General features: G+C 43.8%; 14 protein-coding genes. All 14 read left to right on the plus strand.

Annotation, left to right across the window (positions count from 1 at the left end; translation table 11 throughout):
- The first annotated feature begins 112 nt into the window (after positions 1–112).
- The 14 genes from B9A32_RS16070 to B9A32_RS16135 all read left to right on the plus strand — a co-directional run bounded on the left by B9A32_RS16070 (position 113) and on the right by B9A32_RS16135 (position 15,212).
- The gene (locus B9A32_RS16070; RefSeq protein ID WP_084070806.1) at positions 113–478 is read left to right on the plus strand and encodes a phosphopantetheine-binding protein; all 366 of its coding nucleotides are present in this window, start codon (positions 113–115) and stop codon (positions 476–478) included.
- Entirely contained in the window at positions 469–1,110 is a 642-nt protein-coding gene (locus B9A32_RS16075; RefSeq protein WP_084070809.1) for a nitroreductase family protein, read from the plus strand. Before B9A32_RS16070 ends, B9A32_RS16075 begins: the two co-directional genes overlap by 10 nt.
- A 55-nt stretch (positions 1,111–1,165) precedes the next feature.
- Positions 1,166–2,335, plus strand: coding sequence for a beta-ketoacyl-[acyl-carrier-protein] synthase family protein (locus B9A32_RS16080; RefSeq protein WP_084070812.1), 1,170 nt, complete (start codon positions 1,166–1,168; stop codon positions 2,333–2,335).
- Entirely contained in the window at positions 2,323–2,772 is a 450-nt protein-coding gene (locus B9A32_RS16085; protein ID WP_139795859.1) for a hypothetical protein, read from the plus strand. Before B9A32_RS16080 ends, B9A32_RS16085 begins: the two co-directional genes overlap by 13 nt.
- A complete protein-coding gene (locus B9A32_RS16090) occupies positions 2,742–3,875 on the plus strand; it encodes an aminotransferase class I/II-fold pyridoxal phosphate-dependent enzyme (RefSeq protein ID WP_084070818.1) in 1,134 nt (377 codons plus the stop codon). The genes B9A32_RS16085 and B9A32_RS16090 overlap by 31 nt, the downstream gene beginning before the upstream one ends.
- Complete coding sequence (gene bioD, locus B9A32_RS16095; RefSeq protein WP_084070820.1) at positions 3,876–4,592, plus strand: dethiobiotin synthase; 717 nt, start codon at positions 3,876–3,878, stop codon at positions 4,590–4,592. It abuts the gene before it with no gap.
- Positions 4,593–4,789: 197 nt separating this feature from the next.
- Complete coding sequence (locus B9A32_RS16100; protein WP_084070823.1) at positions 4,790–5,221, plus strand: hypothetical protein; 432 nt, start codon at positions 4,790–4,792, stop codon at positions 5,219–5,221.
- Between the two features lie 132 nt (positions 5,222–5,353).
- Positions 5,354–5,917 carry a hypothetical protein gene (locus B9A32_RS16105; RefSeq protein ID WP_084070826.1) on the plus strand — a complete coding sequence of 188 codons (564 nt, stop codon included), beginning with the start codon at positions 5,354–5,356 and terminating at the stop codon, positions 5,915–5,917.
- Between the two features lie 328 nt (positions 5,918–6,245).
- Entirely contained in the window at positions 6,246–6,788 is a 543-nt protein-coding gene (locus tag B9A32_RS16110; protein ID WP_084070829.1) for a hypothetical protein, read from the plus strand.
- Positions 6,789–7,229: 441 nt separating this feature from the next.
- Positions 7,230–8,354: a hypothetical protein gene (locus B9A32_RS16115; protein ID WP_212637973.1), complete on the plus strand. Its 1,125-nt coding sequence runs from the start codon at positions 7,230–7,232 to the stop codon at positions 8,352–8,354.
- Positions 8,355–8,566: 212 nt separating this feature from the next.
- Complete coding sequence (locus B9A32_RS16120; RefSeq protein ID WP_084070835.1) at positions 8,567–9,232, plus strand: hypothetical protein; 666 nt, start codon at positions 8,567–8,569, stop codon at positions 9,230–9,232.
- Positions 9,233–9,434: 202 nt separating this feature from the next.
- The gene (locus B9A32_RS16125; RefSeq protein WP_212637974.1) at positions 9,435–10,856 is read left to right on the plus strand and encodes a hypothetical protein; all 1,422 of its coding nucleotides are present in this window, start codon (positions 9,435–9,437) and stop codon (positions 10,854–10,856) included.
- A gap of 147 nt (positions 10,857–11,003) precedes the next feature.
- Positions 11,004–12,899, plus strand: coding sequence for an ATP-binding protein (locus B9A32_RS16130; RefSeq protein WP_084070840.1), 1,896 nt, complete (start codon positions 11,004–11,006; stop codon positions 12,897–12,899).
- Between the two features lie 336 nt (positions 12,900–13,235).
- Positions 13,236–15,212 carry an ATP-binding protein gene (locus B9A32_RS16135; protein ID WP_084070843.1) on the plus strand — a complete coding sequence of 659 codons (1,977 nt, stop codon included), beginning with the start codon at positions 13,236–13,238 and terminating at the stop codon, positions 15,210–15,212.
- Position 15,213: the final 1 nt, after the last annotated feature.

The raw sequence follows: 15,213 nt of genomic DNA on the forward strand, positions 1-15,213 counted from the left end.
TAAAATCAATGGTGATAATCCCTGAATTGGCAAATAGTTATGAGTAGTCTACATAATTCTTTTGCCAAAACAACACGAAAATAAGAGATAAGAATTTAAGGAGTCATGTAAAATGAGTACGTTTGAAAAAGTGAGGGAGATCCTGGCAGAAATTTTAGATTTTGATAAAGAGGAAATTTCCCTGGAGAGCTACCTTATACGGGAGCTTACGGCGGAATCCATTGATCTTTTGGAGGTGGCCCTGGAGCTTTCTTTAAAATTTGGAATCGAGGTTCAAGACGATGATCTTTTTTTGAGAAACCTGCGCAGCATCCTGATGGATGCCACACAAAGAGGCCTGAATCCCATAACCGCAATTGTGGAAAAACTTCCCCACCTTAACAAAGAGCGCGTGGAAGAGATGCTGGATGATTTAAAGAAGGGGCCGGTCTTAAAGGTTCAAGATCTTGTCTCCTATGTGGAATATTCATGTCCATGAAAACAGGTTTTGACGATTTGGTGACAGCCAGGAGAAGTATCCGAAAATATACCGATGAAAATATTCCTGAATCCCATATTTTGGATATGGTGACCTCGGCAGTAAACGCCCCGTCCCCATCCAACAGGCAGCCGGTGAGATATCTTCACCTGGTTTCTTCTGAATCACGCCAGGGAATCTTAAAGAATATGGAATCAGGATACCATAATATGCTGACACAGGCCCAATCCCTGGAGAAACCCAGAAAAGCCATCAATATCCTCAATCATTATTGGCGTTACTCCTATTTTATGTTCCATGCTCCGGCCCTGTTTGCCGTGGGTGTGGAAAAAAAAGGGGACAGTTTTTCCGGAAAGTTGAACCGTGCCGGGCTCATGGAAGCTAAGGGGCTTGAGACCATGGGATGCGACATCTCTTTGGGGCTTTCCCTGCAGTTTTTTATGTTAAAAGCCGTGGAACTTGGCCTGGGAACCTGTATTTTGACCGCACCCCTCCATTTTCTGGAACGAGAGTGCACCATTTCCGGGACTGAAAATCTGTCCATTCGATGCTTTTTAACTGTAGGATTCCCAGACGAATATCCCGCTGTTCCAAAACGAAAACAACCCATTGAAATATATAGAAAAATTTAGTCTGGACAAGTCAGATCTTGCCAAAACAATACAAAAATAAGAGATAAGGATTTAAATGAAATCGCGTGTCGTAATTACCGGGTCCGCATTTTTTTCTCCCCTGGGAAACAGCGGAACGGATGTAATTTTTGCCATGGTGGAGAACAGAACCGCTTTTAAAAGGGCAGATTTTGACCTTGATCTGGTGGTTGCAAAGGTGCCGGATTTTAACCTGAAGACCCATACCGGAAGATATAAAAATGCCCGTTATCTCAACCGGGGGGCTGCCTTTGGTGTGGCCTCAGCCCTCAGGGCCGTCAAAGACTCCGGGTTGTCCAGAGATATGCTTGAAAGTGCAGGACTGTTCACCGGTGCGGGACCAAATCTTGACCGGGAAGAGCGTTCCGCTCTCTGGATTTTGAAGTTTCTTCCCAATACCGCTGCTGCTGCCATTGCAGATCTTGTGGGTATCCACGGGGAAGGCATCACCATAAGTACAGCCTGCGCCACCACACTTCAGGTGGTGGGGGAGGCGTTTCAAAAAATTAAAAACGGCAATCTTGATGTGGCCCTGGCAGGGGGGGGAGACAGCAGAGTTAATCCCGGAGCCGCCCGGGCATACAAGATGGCCGGGGCCCTTAGTACAGTAAAGGCAGATCCAGACAAGGTTCATCGTCCCTTTGATCTTGGCCGCAAGGGGTTTGTCATGGGGGAGGGGGGCGGATTTGTAATCCTGGAATCCCTGGACCATGCAAAAAAAAGGGGTGCCAATATCCTGGCAGAGGTTGCAGGGGCTGGCACATCCATGGACGGTGGCAACATGACAGCCCCGGAGTCCTCTGGAATCTGGATGGAAAAGGCTGTAAAAAAGGCCCTCACACAGGCAGAACTCCCCCCTGATAAAATTGACGTGGTCTCCACCCACGGCACCGGCACCCAGCTTAATGATGCAATGGAGACTGCCCTTATGGAACGTCTGTTTGTCAAAAAATCCCCCCGGATCATAGCCTTGAAGTCCTGGATCGGGCATCTTTCCACGGCCTGCGGCGTGGTGGAGCTTTCCATCTGTCTTTCCCTTATGAAAAAGGGGATTCTTCCCGCCATAAGAAATTTAAAAGATCCATCTTCCCCTTATCTGGATTTCATGACAGAGAGCCGGGAAACTTTTTTTAACACCCTGCTGCTCCAGAATTTCGGGTTTGGCGGTCAAAACGCTGCCCTGGTGGTTAAAAAATGGAGAGAGTAGGTATTAATATCCAGATGGACAGTTTTCATCTCCTGACTTCCGTGACAGAGCTTGATAAGGGGATAATTCGGGGAACGGCAGCCTTTATTGACCAACCGGCCTTTGTGGTCATGGAGTCCCTGGCCCAGCTGGGAGCCCTCCATGTGCGATGGCTGTGTGATTTTTCAAAACATGCCTTTTTGCTTAAGGTGGAGCATTTCTTTCTTCCCGGAGAAAGCCGCATCTCAGGGACATTGGAACTTTCAGGCAAGCTTGTGGTGCGCAGTCAGACGGCATTTTCCTACGATCTCACAGCATCGGGAATCTGTGAGGCTCCTCTTATGGGAAGATTCTTTTTTTCCGTAAAAGAATATGATGACACCTTTAAAAAAGAGATTCTAAAAACAAGATACAAGGAGCTGTTTCAATGTTTGAAAAGCGCTTCAGGGATCGTATAAATCTCCAGCAACTGGAGGGGTTGCACCGCAATCCCCCGGTTATCGAAAAAAGGGAGGGCCGATTTGTAACCATCAAAGGCCAAAAGGTGTTGAGTTTTGCCTCCAACGACTATCTGGGGCTGGGGGCATCCCACCAACTGGCAGCCCAAGTGGGAAAACATTTTAAGGCCTTTGGGTCTTCCGCCTCTTCATCCCGTCTGGTGGCGGGCAACTATCAAACCATCTGCCGGGCGGAAAAAACCTTTGCCGATTATTTCGGGTATGAGGATGCTCTTTTTTTCTCCAGCGGGTACCAGGCAAATCTGGCCATTCTATCAACCTTGTTTGAAAAGGGCGACATCCTTATCTTTGACAAGCATGTCCATGCAAGCTGCGTCAAGGGAATAACCTTAAGCGGTGCCGGTCTTAAGGGGTATCGCCACAACAACCTTAAACATCTGGAAAAGCGCCTGGAAGCTTTGAATTGTAAAAATAGAGGCGTTGTCACCGAATCCCTGTTCAGCATGGACGGGGATCTTTTGCCCATAAAACCGTTTGGGGATTTAAAGAAAAAGCATGGATTTTATGGTGTTGTGGATGAAGCCCATGCCTTTGGTGTTCTGGGGGATAAGGGCAGGGGAATTGCCAAGGGAGTTACAGATATAGCCCTTGGAACCTTTGGCAAGGCCCTGGGGCTTTTTGGCGCTTTTGTGCTGCTGCCCCGGGGGGTAAAGGAGTATCTCATGAATTTCGCATCCCCCCTTATTTATACCACCTCCCTTCCCCAGGCCCATGCCCTGGCTGCCGTGGCTGCCCTGGAGCTTGTGGAGCAGGCAGACAATGCCCGGAAAATAGTAAAGGATGTCAGTGAATCCATGGGCGAAACACTTATCCGGGAAGGATTCCAGGTGTTTGGAAACGCCCATATCATATCTGTCCTCATGGGAGATGAGAAAAAGGCGGCACAGGTCTCCCGGGATCTTCTTTCCCTGGGCATCCTGGCTTTTTCGGCCCGTTTTCCCACAGTGCCTTTGGGAAAGGCAATATTGAGACTGGGCATGACAGCCCTGCACCGGGAAGAGGATATTAAAACCTTTGTAAATGCACTTAAGACGGTGGTCTGAATGACTTTTTGTAAAAAAATCATGGTGATGGGAACCGATACGGATGTTGGAAAAACAGTTCTCTCTCTTCTGATCATGCAGAACTTGACGGCAAAAGGGAAAAAACCATTTTATCTCAAGCCTTTCCAGACCGGATGCGTTGGTCCGTCAGATAGCACAGGTGATGCAGCTTTTATCCACCGCCACACACCCGGGCTTGGGGGGATTGATCCTGCACCTTCCGTTTTAAACTGCCATAAAAATCCCAAAGCACCATGGTTTGCAGCCCGGGATATGGGACAAACCATTAATCTTCCAAGGACCATGGATCAAATTAAGGAAAAAGAGTCCAGCCATTCCCATTTGGTGATAGAGGCGGCAGGCGGCCTGCTGGTCCCCCTGACTGAGACCTTGACCGTTGCCGATTTTATAAAACAAAGCAAAGCCCGGCCGGTGATCGCTGCCCGGGCTGGGCTTGGCACCATAAACCACACCCTGATGACGGTGGAATGCCTGAGAGCCCGGGGAATCACCCCCGGAGGCATTGTATTTATGGAGACCCCGCAAAAAGAGGAAAAGACTTCAAAAACCATGATTCAAGAGAATATGGAGGCTGTGGAAAAATTTTCCAATGTTCCCGTGGCAGGGTTCGTGAAAAATATCAGTGATTTCCAGAATCCAGACCCGGATGCTTTAAAAATCGTGGAGTGTCTGTTGAAATCTTGCCATTTTGCCTGAAACCTTTTGTTTTTACAAAGTGAAGGGAGAATGATACTGGGGGCTAAGGTCCTCCGCCATCGAAAAAAAATATTTTTTTTGTTTTTTGAAAAAAAACAGAATTTTGCCCTCTTTGACTTGCAGAAGGGGAAAAAAATATCTGCCAAGGCAATATTTCTTTCCAAACCTAAACTGGACAAAGCAAGGAGAAGAGTAAAATGAAAATCAGAAAACTTAAAATGTCTGAATCAATTAAAAAAGTTTCAACCGTTCAATTCCTGAATAAAGCCCTGTATGCCACCGTGCTTTTAATCATGGGTGCCTGCGGCATTGCCACAGCAGACGACAAAATTTATAAAATTCCGCCGTCCAGCACCACTTACTCATCTGTCCCTTATATCTCTGACCATGAGATGGAACAATGTGTTCGGCTTTACAACGAAATCAGATGGCTTGGTGACGATATTAAAAACAAGCAGACAACTCTGTACACTCAATCCGCCATTAATTCCTATAAAAATCTCGCCGACAGGTACTCCTCCATGGTGAACAAATTCAATTGTGACTGCGCAGGAAAACAGTCTGAGTCTGCTTACAGGGCAGCGCAGAAATTAAACAATGAACAAGCAGGCAGTTCAATTTCCAATTAATATTTTGCGCCAGAACGCCCATGGGGTGGCTGGATTTCGTTTATCTGATCCACCCTGCAAGGCATGATTTTTACTTGAGCAGACAATCGATAAAGAACCAATGAACAAAGCAATAACCGGAAAAGAGGGAAAATGAAACTCAATGCAAAGGCTGTCATAACAATAATTTGTCTGATAATCGGTGCAGGATCTGCAGGATGCATAACATCGGGCAGTGAACTTGCCGCAGAACAAAAAAAGAACCTTCATCTGGAAATGATGAATAGAGAATTAAGGGAGAAATCCGCCGACAAGAGTTCAAGAATATCAGAACTTGAAAACAGGCTGGAATCGTGCAGCAAAAGACTGGATGGCGAACGAAACAAAAACAGCAGACTTCAGTCAGATCTCTCATCATGGAACCGGAAAGAGAAAAACCTTAAAAGCAAAATTGCCGAAGCAGGCCAATCTTTGAAAAATTCCAAAAAGGAAAATCGGGAACTCAATTTTATAGCAAAGTATATGGCAGAGCTGGTCCTGGTGGACAATGAAATGCTCAAAAGACACGAAGAGCTGCTGGAGGTTGTGGGAAGTTTAGAAGAAGTAAACAACTTTGAAACCATCATTCAGTTGATTGAATACACCCAAAAAACCACAAGGGAACTCAGTGTACTGAAATCCAGAAGAGGAGAAATCCTGCAACGCCTGAGTTATTAGCCCGGTCAACAGGACCCAGTTATGAAGCAATTCTGAAATTTCTTGACAAAAAATATCAGCCCATTATAGATACCTGCAATGGTGGCCATACAATTTTACAACAGGAAATAATATTTTCAGCTCTTGACTTAATTAAACACTCTGCACGTGGGTTCTCAATAAACCGCCACGGGCGGACCGACGAGACCCAATGAGGTCTGCCCATGGCAGTTATTGAGAATTTACCTCTGCGCCGGCAATTCCGAAAAATGATATTTTTTACATATTTTTCAAAAATGATGTAATCAAAAAGGGACAGGTTCTGACAATGAAAAAAAGCATGGCATCAATGATTAAAACAATTTGCATGATCACAGGAATCCTTTTCATATCATCACAGGCAGGAGCAGCGCGAATTTCCTTTGATGGAAATCATCTTGCTTCCGGATGGAAAAAACATGCCGCCTACATCGTTAAACACATTTTCAACGGGACAGGCTCCCTTGTCATAGAAGGAAGAGAGCCCAGCCCGGATGCGGACTCCATTAATATCGGTACTGTTTTCAATACCGATAATGACCGAAAAAAATTCCTGGTCATTACCATTGAGAATATAAAAGGGGATTTTCAATGGGGTGGAAAGGTTATGGGATTATCCTTTTCACCAACGAAAATACCCAACTATGACGTTGGCAATACAAACGCCACCTTTATTGCTCCAGCGGGGTATTCCATGGATGATAATTATATCAACGCATCATTTTATCAAGGCATGAAGTTGTATTATGATATCTCAAACCTGGGAGATATCATCCAGTTAGGCGCAAAAACTTATGTTTATCAAGGTACCCTTGTGGAGATTTCTTTTGATTTTTCAGATACAATCAACTGAAGGATGCTGAATTTGAATACCGGGCTGGTCATAAGATGGGCCACTTGAGAGCATGGAGGCTCATAAGTTCTTGGAATATAATTAAATATTTTTTAACTTTATTAAAAGTGCCCGAGGTTATGATCAAGCCCTGAATACCATCTGATGCTCAACATCCCCTGGATTATAGATTCAGGGGATGTTTTGTTGGTCGTATCTAAAATATTACACCTGAAAATTCAAGTATCCCATGCCCATTCGCCCCAAAAGGAGATTTAACCATTGGCAATTAACCGGAATACATTATGCCAACCGCTGGAAGGTCCCTATATCAACCAAGGTACCTGTGAACACTATAACGGGGCAGCCCAGATATGCAATTTGATGAGAAACGACATAAGCTATCCCATCACATTTGACGATTTCTGCAAAAAAGCCAAAAGATGCAATCCAGACAAAATCATGGCAACGATAACCAAAGGGATCATAAAAGTTAAATATTCCGATCTTTTTGATGATATCAGTGCCGAAAGCCAAGCACTGGTTGTTATAGTTAAAAATAAGATGGAGAAATACTTTCCCTTAGAAAATCCAACCATAGAAAGTTTATATTCGTACCTTAGAAAAGTGATCTATTTCACCATTATAGAAGAACTAAAAAAAGAACAAAAACTGCTGCCGGAAACAACATGCCGTACATGCCTTCACAGATCCGGTGATAGAGGAAAATACAGTTGCAGTGCACAGGCTGGTAAAGCCGTCAAACTTACTGAGCAATGTCCGTCTTATACCCCCATCTCCATTGAAGTTACCAAGGAACCGGAAGATATATCGACTCCAGAGGAAATAAAGAAAAAATGTGAGACAATTGAAAAGATAAAAAAAAGTGAAGAAATCCATGATTGCGTAAAAATTTTAAATCAACGAATAGCCCATGGCAGAACACCGGCTATTCAAAATCGATATTTAACCCAAAAGCTTATTTTCATGGATTTGGCAAATAATGTGATGGGCACTAAAAAAACATACCGGTATAAAAACACAAGCGACATAACTTGGATAACCCACGAAGCCGGTAAATGGGGAGTCGCCGGCAACACTGTACGGGCATATATCACAGCCATCAGTATCTATTGGACACTGTGCATGCGATATATTGATTTTACCTGCCGCATCCTGAAGCGCCCATCTGTGGAAACCCGCCCGCAAAACCACTCACAGCATCGACAAACCGTCATGTTGCATCAAAATTATCTCATCTGCTGCAATGACACCGAAAAACATCAGAAAATACCCATTGGTGAACGAGTTGCAAAAATGATGGACATGTCTCAAAAAACAACAGAGAATACGTGGCATCATATTATCTGCCGTCTACTGGCAAATGCGGAATGCTGCCAGGGGCAACGGGGCGGGTGCACCTTGAAAAAGGATTGTCAGCAGGTTGCTTTGACCTTTTTTGATGACCTGTTGGCAAAAACTGCATCTTCTGAACATAACAACGCAGAAAAAAAGCCGAATTTCTGGAATTTTTCATATAAACCCCAAAGTATTCTGGATTTTTTTAAAGAGCAGTCTCCAGAATAAAAACAGGAATGGATTACAATTTCGGCCAATTAACTGAAAATAAAAATATTTTTTTATAAAGGCTTGAGAACTTCTATGATCCCAAGCACCCTATGTTATGACCAAGTCCTAAAATCATTATTTGACATCATGATCTGGCCCTGAAATTCATATCATGAATTGAATTCATACCGTGCATGAATCTGATTGAATACAAATTGAGGTAATTCCTTATGAAAAACCATGACACAGCTTTTGTCTCTTTATTAAATCGAATTGCCGGAAATACTGATCCCCTTGAAACAAAGATGAGAAAAGAAAAGGTCAAAGCCGGGAAGCACCCGAGCTTTGAGATGCTTTCTAAATATGTTTCACAGGAGCTGGATCCCCAGGCCGTGGGAATTCTTGATATGCATTTACTTTATTGTGATTTTTGCCTGTCGGAAATTGCAGATATTATCAAAATTGATCAAAAAACAATGGAATTTTACAAAGATAAAATCCTGGAAGATGCTGATCCTCCCCCACCCGTGAATATCAGTCAAATAAAAGAGGAAAAACTGCTGTACCAGTCTCAATTTTATCCCAGACCCATTAAGAAAACGGCAATGACTTCCCATGCCAACGAAAAAACATTTAATATTCATAACCAATACTTTACATTGACCTACGATTTTGATGAAACAGAGAAGGATATAAACATTGGATGGAAGACAAACATAACATATGATTGCGATTTCTGGGTAAGATTCTTTGACAGCCGGTATATTCTGCTTGCGGAATTCTGCCTTGGAGATTCCCGTGCAGATAAAAGGTTTCTGCAATTTGAAGAACTTCCGTTCGATCCTGTGAAAGAAGACTGGCATATTGGAATCAGCATAGTACAAAGGACGATTTAACATGGTCAATATTGCCTTCCCCAATGTTATCCATGAAAATTTTGCAGATTGGAATACATGCTCACAATCCAGGCCCATAGATGGACACTATTTTATAGGGTCCTGTTCTCTTACAGTATGCCCTTCAGATAATAATACGGAAGTGTCACCGTATACACCCAAAACATCAAATATAACCACCCTCAACAATGCCGTACACAAGATGATTTTTGAAAATGGCTCATATAAATCTGAAAAGCAAGTTTATGTGGCGAACAACTCATTGGATCAGCGGTATAACGGTGAATCCATGGATCTGGCATATTTTCTTGCCAAATATATGACAAAAAAAGCTCTGTACATCGAAATCCCTGAACATGGCGATCTTTGGGCCACAGGTGAAATCAAAGAAAAACAAAGTTCAAATGATACCACAAGCTGGACTATTCAAGGTATTGATGGTTTAAAGGCTAAAATATGGGGGTTCCTTACTGACCCGGGAAATGACTTGATTAATTCAACTGATGAATCAGGCAATGCCCCTGCTGGCCCTGTAAATTCAGAACTGATTTCAAACGATAACCCCGGCAGTCCCAGCAAACTCTTTATTGTTCCCTCGGCTTCGTACACAGCGCTTGGCTCACTGGATCAACTCGTGAAAGATGCCAGGGCTCACACAGGAAAAGACGTCCGGCTTGAGACATTGACCATGAAAAACTGCCGTGACAGATTCAGACAAGATACCGCAAGGGATCCAGACGACGTAATTACAAAATTTATTTTGCCGGTTGGCTTTGAATCAGCAGACCTGACAAATCTGATAGAACTTTTATTTGAAAATTCAGATAACTCAGAAAAATCATCATCAGATGATAAAATATCCTCAAACAAAACGAATTTAAATATTTCAAATCATAATAGTGCAGAACCAGAGACCGATGAAACCATCGGTTTCACCCAAAAAGCAAAAGATATCGTCAAAAATCCATCTTCATTTTCAACTTGTTTTAATATTGCTGTATTGACAACGGCATTGTTCCTTCTTGTGTTTATGTTTCAACAGGGAATTAAGCCTGTGGGATGGGTCAGCCCTGCTGCCATTGGAAAAATTTCAGGAACACCCAACCATAACTCTTCCATGGACGGACTGGGGGACGGATATTGGGAAAACGGCAGCTTTATCCATGGCAAAACCACGGTTTTAGAAGAGGATGGACTTGAAAACGCAAAGCCCGGCGAGCTTTATTTTGGCCTGATTCTTAATGGTAACGACCAGAAAAAAATCAGCAGGATTAAATTTCTCAGTGCCAGACAAGAGCACATGGTCAATCATATAAAATCCTTTGATATTCAGATACAGGACTCTCCAGGCTCAAGCTGGATTACAGTATTAAGTAATTTGACTGGGAATGAAGACTCCTGGAACGAGTTTGACATACCATACAGGCAAAAAATCCACGGAATCAGGGTGGCTTACACCAAAGTGTCCTATGGCGCACCAACTGTTCTTGAATTTAAGGTTTTCATTGACCAGATAAAAACCTGGTCCCTGGTTCTGAAAGTTTCACTTCTTATCCTGGCAACAATTCTTTTACTCAAAAGAAAATTTTACACCCTCCCCAACAAAAAAATAAAAAATATTTAGAAAATTTGAAAAAATGATGCTGTTTTTCCTTCTTGGCTTTTTGAGGGCCTGATCAGGACTGCGCTTTTCTACTCTATTGGAGCAAGGCTGCGCAGCTCATTGATCAGGCAAATCAAATAAGACCAAATATCAAAAAAAGGAGATCAAATGAACAGCATCCCCATTCCCTGTTTTCAGGGTGAGCCTATCCTGGACCATACACCCCGCCAGGCTTTTCGGATTGATCCAGAGGCCATAATTGATTCCATAAAACAGCAGTTCAGCCACCGCTGCATGTGTTTCCGCGAGCTTGGACAAAACAGTGCAGACAGCGGTTGCACCATGATTGACATTGAAATCAAATACGAACCACAACAAGGTATTATGGTGGTTTCTTTTCGTGACAACGGCTGTGCAATGACATTGGATGTCATAAAACGCCATTACCTGTGTCTTTTTGATTCCTCCAAAGAAGAAATCCTGGAAGCAGTGGGAGAATTCTCGCTGGGCAGACTCAGCATGTTCTGCTATGAGCTTACACGCCTTGAACTGATCACCATGCCGTCCCAGGGCACTGCATATGCTGTTCTCATTGAACCGGACCTGTCAGGAAGTGTGTATGAAGTTCCCCGCCAGGAGGGAGTCCGGCTGATTGGCGAGCAGCACGGAACAATAGTCTGCATGAAAATTCCAGTGAGCGGTCCAAAAGCATTTGCAGAAGAAGTTAAAACCATAAATAAAAGAATCCGCAAGGAACTTTGCTGGATCACACCGTCCATACACCAGACCAAAGTTGAATTACAGGAAAACGGTGAACTCAAGTACAGCAGGGAAAAGGTCAATACTTCCTTTGGAGTCCCCGGTGAATACACCATCCAGGACAAGCAGGGAAATGCCCAGGTAATGGTTAAAATGGCATCTGGCCTTGGAGAGGCGACCTTGTCCGCTGGGCTGAGCAGTTCTGGGACAAAAACGCTGTCACCCATAACCCTGTGCATCGGTAAAATCCCGGTGGAGCGTCCAGCAGGGCTTCCCTGGACAGGCCAAGAATCCTTTGCACTTCGAGAGCTCCATATCATTCTCGACAGTTTTTATTTTAAAACAAACATTGGGCGTAACCGCATTACCTTGGATACCCCGTTTGTAAAAGAACTGCTGCCCAAAATTTTTCAGCATGTCATTTTAAATGGTCTTGTACGTTCTTCGGCAATTCTTTTGACAAAAAGACCCCTTGAAACCTACCAGCATCGGAAGACAATTCAGATCATGCTGGCCGATGTCTTGGTCAAATCCCAAAAACACAAATTTTCCGTTCCAGAGGAGGTTCTTAAAGCTCCTTTCATTCCAAGCTATGTCTCAAGCAAACCCTATTGCCTGTCTTTTCTTGATGAATGGGACAAAGAAATCTTTTTTACATGGGAACGGCCGTCTTCCATTAGCATGCACAATCTCCTGATGGCCGATGAGCCTGATATTGTCTGTATCTGCCTTGCAGATCTTCCCTACGATTTTCAGTCCTATATTGAGGATCGCTACCAGGGGCGTATCAGGCGAAAAGAAAACCGTATCTACGTAAATGACAGTGAAACCCCCGAGGCACTTGAGTATGCCGGACGTATCGAAAAAAAATTGAAATTAAGAACCAACTGGCCAAAATGCCGAAGAGGCATTGACAATACAGAGCAATTACCCCAGCACCTGGACCTGAGAATAGGTGTTTTTTGCTCCTATTCCGGCACAGAGGACAAAATAACCCCGACCTATTATATTGAAGAGCCTTTACCGACAATTTATCTTAACAAAAACAATCCCCACATACAGAACTTGCTGGAATTACTGTTGAAGCATTCAGAATACCAGAAACCTGCAGCCCATTTTTTAATGCGGGAAATTCTTTGCGATGAAAACCTTGCACCCCCTGCAAGACAGAGGGAAGCAATGCTTACCACGGATCTGATATACAGGTTTAACACCCCAAAGATGCCCTGGGAAGAGGAGCAGGAAGACGAGGATACGGAAATCAGTAGCCTGATGGAAATTTTTGAGGAAATTATCAGGCTGTAAAGCATGATAATTAGCCTTGATCAAAGGATGGGCCATTCAAGGCCATCTCTTTTCTTTATAACTGCCATGTCCTGGTGAACACAATGAATATAGAAAATGGTGTCATGCCGCCGCCCCGAGGGGCAATGGTCCCGACCCGGAACTGTAGACAGCTCAATTGGCCGGTTCCTATTGCCCCTCGGGGGGGGCTCTGCTGAGGATGCTCAGAATTTTTATTTTCTAATAAAATCGTCACGGGCAGACCTGGGTCTCATCGATCTGCCCACACCTACGCATGAAAGAATGCCAGTCTTGCCTGTTCTTTCATATACAAAAAAAAATTAAAAGGAGATCACAATGCTTAATACAATACAAAACAAAAAACTCCTGCTTAAAAGAGGATTCATTTTCAAAGCTCACCACGGCAAAGGCTATGAAAAATTAAGGGAAAATCAGTTTGCCTCAGCAGAGCACGGCCTCGTCCATGAACCCGTTGCCAATGCCCTTGATGAGCACCAGGGAAATAAACCCATTTGCATCACCTTGAAAAAGAAAAAAAATCTGTACGTTCTCTCTTTTCATGACAACGGAAAGGGTCTACAGCAGGAAAACCTGAACTCCTTACACTTCATCGGACAAAGCAGTAAAAAGAAAAAAAAGGAAAACACCATAGGAAGATTCGGCATGGGTCTTGTTGGAGCTTTTAACAGTAAAATTGGAGTTCAAAGCGTGGAGATAAAGACCCTTGTCTGTGGCAAAGCTGCCAGAATTTTGTACGACTGTTCCAGAGCGGGAATTCCCACATGGCGCATGAAGGAATTGAATGAGCCGTGCTCCGGCTTTAAAATCAGTTTCTCTTTTCCTGCAAGCAGCCACCGTATAATTCTCAAAGCACTGACAGATTTCCTGAAAGACAATATTGTTCCGGTTGAATTCAATGGAAAAATTTATTGTGTTGATCCTTCCGCCATGGCGGGAAAAAAAGATATCAGCGTAAAAATAGAACAGAATCCCAAGGTCTATTATGCGGCTCATCCCTTCAGCAATAACTGGGTGTTTACTGACGATATCCAATTGTATCTGCGTAAAATGCTGGTGGAAAAAGGGACAATGTATCCAATGTTTGTAACCACATCAGGCTCGAAACTACCACAGAATTTTTACCATTATGACACGCCTTATATGCAGGATGAATCCTGTATCATTGTAAGCGAAACAGGCGAGCCAACCCTGGGACGCGACAAACTGGTGCGAAATGAAGATTTCAACACCATCAAAAAAAACGTGGAGACTGCCAGGTGCCTTGCCCTTGTAGAATTGTTTGAACGCGCCAGAGCAAGCGCTTTACGGCAGCTGCGCCATTATGCCGACAATATGGCCACAGCCAATATTTATGCCATGCGCAGTCTTCTGGTAAAAAAGCTTAAACAGGATGACTCATTCATGGAAACAAAGGGCCATTGCGCCCCTCTTCTGGAAGCCCTCCTTCAATATCCTCTATTTTCCATTTTTGAGGACAAAAATCCCTTATCCATAACGGATATTTTATCATTCACCACAAAAGAGAACGTTGTATTATATGCAGAAACTCCAGATGCCCACGGTTTTCTGAGAGGGTCCCACAATTGTCCTTTTGTCCTCAAAGAAAAAGTCTGTTACATTGATGATCTGTGGGGAGGGCATGAATACCGAAGAATCGAAACCATATTAAAACCCCTGCTGGAATCCGCCGGGCTGGAACTTGTCAGCATGGATGAACTTCTATGGAATGAAAAAAAATGTGAGGACCTTGAGGAGCGGGAGATATTGTTCCGTTCCCAGTTAAAGATAAAACATCTCACCTCACCGGATCAAGAAATTACAGATTTTCTCGATCGTTTGAAAACTCTGTTAAATCGCAACTGGTTCAGGCATTCACTGGTGCGTTTCCATCCTCCCCGGAAAATCCGCATTCTGCCCATAAGTGTTGAAAAGCAGGAGCACTCCGGAGAGATTGTTGCAGCAGTCCTGAATGGAACGGACGCAGACCCGGATGAACTGAATATCGGAATATGTATGGATTCCCTTCCCATGAGATCCATTCTGAAAAAAAACAATGCCGAAATTGCTGCCCTGCCTGTTATTTGCCATGAATTGACCCATCACCGGCGCAAACTGGTGGATGACATGGAAGAACAAGGCAGGCACAGCGACTCTTTTCATCTTGACCGCATCCAGCTTGAAACCAATGTTTTAAAAAACTGCACCCTCCATCTTCTTGGCAAGGATGAAGAATTAAGCAGGGGGTGCCAGATGGGGATGCTCTCTGATGTAGGTGAAATTCTGGTGCTTTAAA

Source organism: Desulfocicer vacuolatum DSM 3385, from assembly GCF_900176365.1.
GTDB classification, from domain to species: Bacteria; Desulfobacterota; Desulfobacteria; order Desulfobacterales; family Desulfobacteraceae; genus Desulfocicer; species Desulfocicer vacuolatum.

What these genes read in the sequence shown, in the direction of transcription:
- B9A32_RS16070 (WP_084070806.1), top strand. Translation starts at nt 113, where the DNA reads ATGAGTACGTTTGAAAAAGTGAGGGAGATCCTGGCAGAAATTTTAGAT.
- B9A32_RS16120 (WP_084070835.1), top strand. Translation starts at nt 8,567, where the DNA reads ATGAAAAACCATGACACAGCTTTTGTCTCTTTATTAAATCGAATTGCC.
- B9A32_RS16135 (WP_084070843.1), top strand. Translation starts at nt 13,236, where the DNA reads ATGCTTAATACAATACAAAACAAAAAACTCCTGCTTAAAAGAGGATTC.
- B9A32_RS16125 (WP_212637974.1), top strand. Translation starts at nt 9,435, where the DNA reads ATGATTTTTGAAAATGGCTCATATAAATCTGAAAAGCAAGTTTATGTG.
- B9A32_RS16080 (WP_084070812.1), top strand. Translation starts at nt 1,166, where the DNA reads ATGAAATCGCGTGTCGTAATTACCGGGTCCGCATTTTTTTCTCCCCTG.
- B9A32_RS16115 (WP_212637973.1), top strand. Translation starts at nt 7,230, where the DNA reads ATGGCAACGATAACCAAAGGGATCATAAAAGTTAAATATTCCGATCTT.
- B9A32_RS16130 (WP_084070840.1), top strand. Translation starts at nt 11,004, where the DNA reads ATGAACAGCATCCCCATTCCCTGTTTTCAGGGTGAGCCTATCCTGGAC.
- B9A32_RS16100 (WP_084070823.1), top strand. Translation starts at nt 4,790, where the DNA reads ATGAAAATCAGAAAACTTAAAATGTCTGAATCAATTAAAAAAGTTTCA.
- B9A32_RS16075 (WP_084070809.1), top strand. Translation starts at nt 469, where the DNA reads ATGTCCATGAAAACAGGTTTTGACGATTTGGTGACAGCCAGGAGAAGT.
- B9A32_RS16090 (WP_084070818.1), top strand. Translation starts at nt 2,742, where the DNA reads ATGTTTGAAAAGCGCTTCAGGGATCGTATAAATCTCCAGCAACTGGAG.
- B9A32_RS16110 (WP_084070829.1), top strand. Translation starts at nt 6,246, where the DNA reads ATGATTAAAACAATTTGCATGATCACAGGAATCCTTTTCATATCATCA.
- bioD (WP_084070820.1), top strand. Translation starts at nt 3,876, where the DNA reads ATGACTTTTTGTAAAAAAATCATGGTGATGGGAACCGATACGGATGTT.
- B9A32_RS16085 (WP_139795859.1), top strand. Translation starts at nt 2,323, where the DNA reads ATGGAGAGAGTAGGTATTAATATCCAGATGGACAGTTTTCATCTCCTG.
- B9A32_RS16105 (WP_084070826.1), top strand. Translation starts at nt 5,354, where the DNA reads ATGAAACTCAATGCAAAGGCTGTCATAACAATAATTTGTCTGATAATC.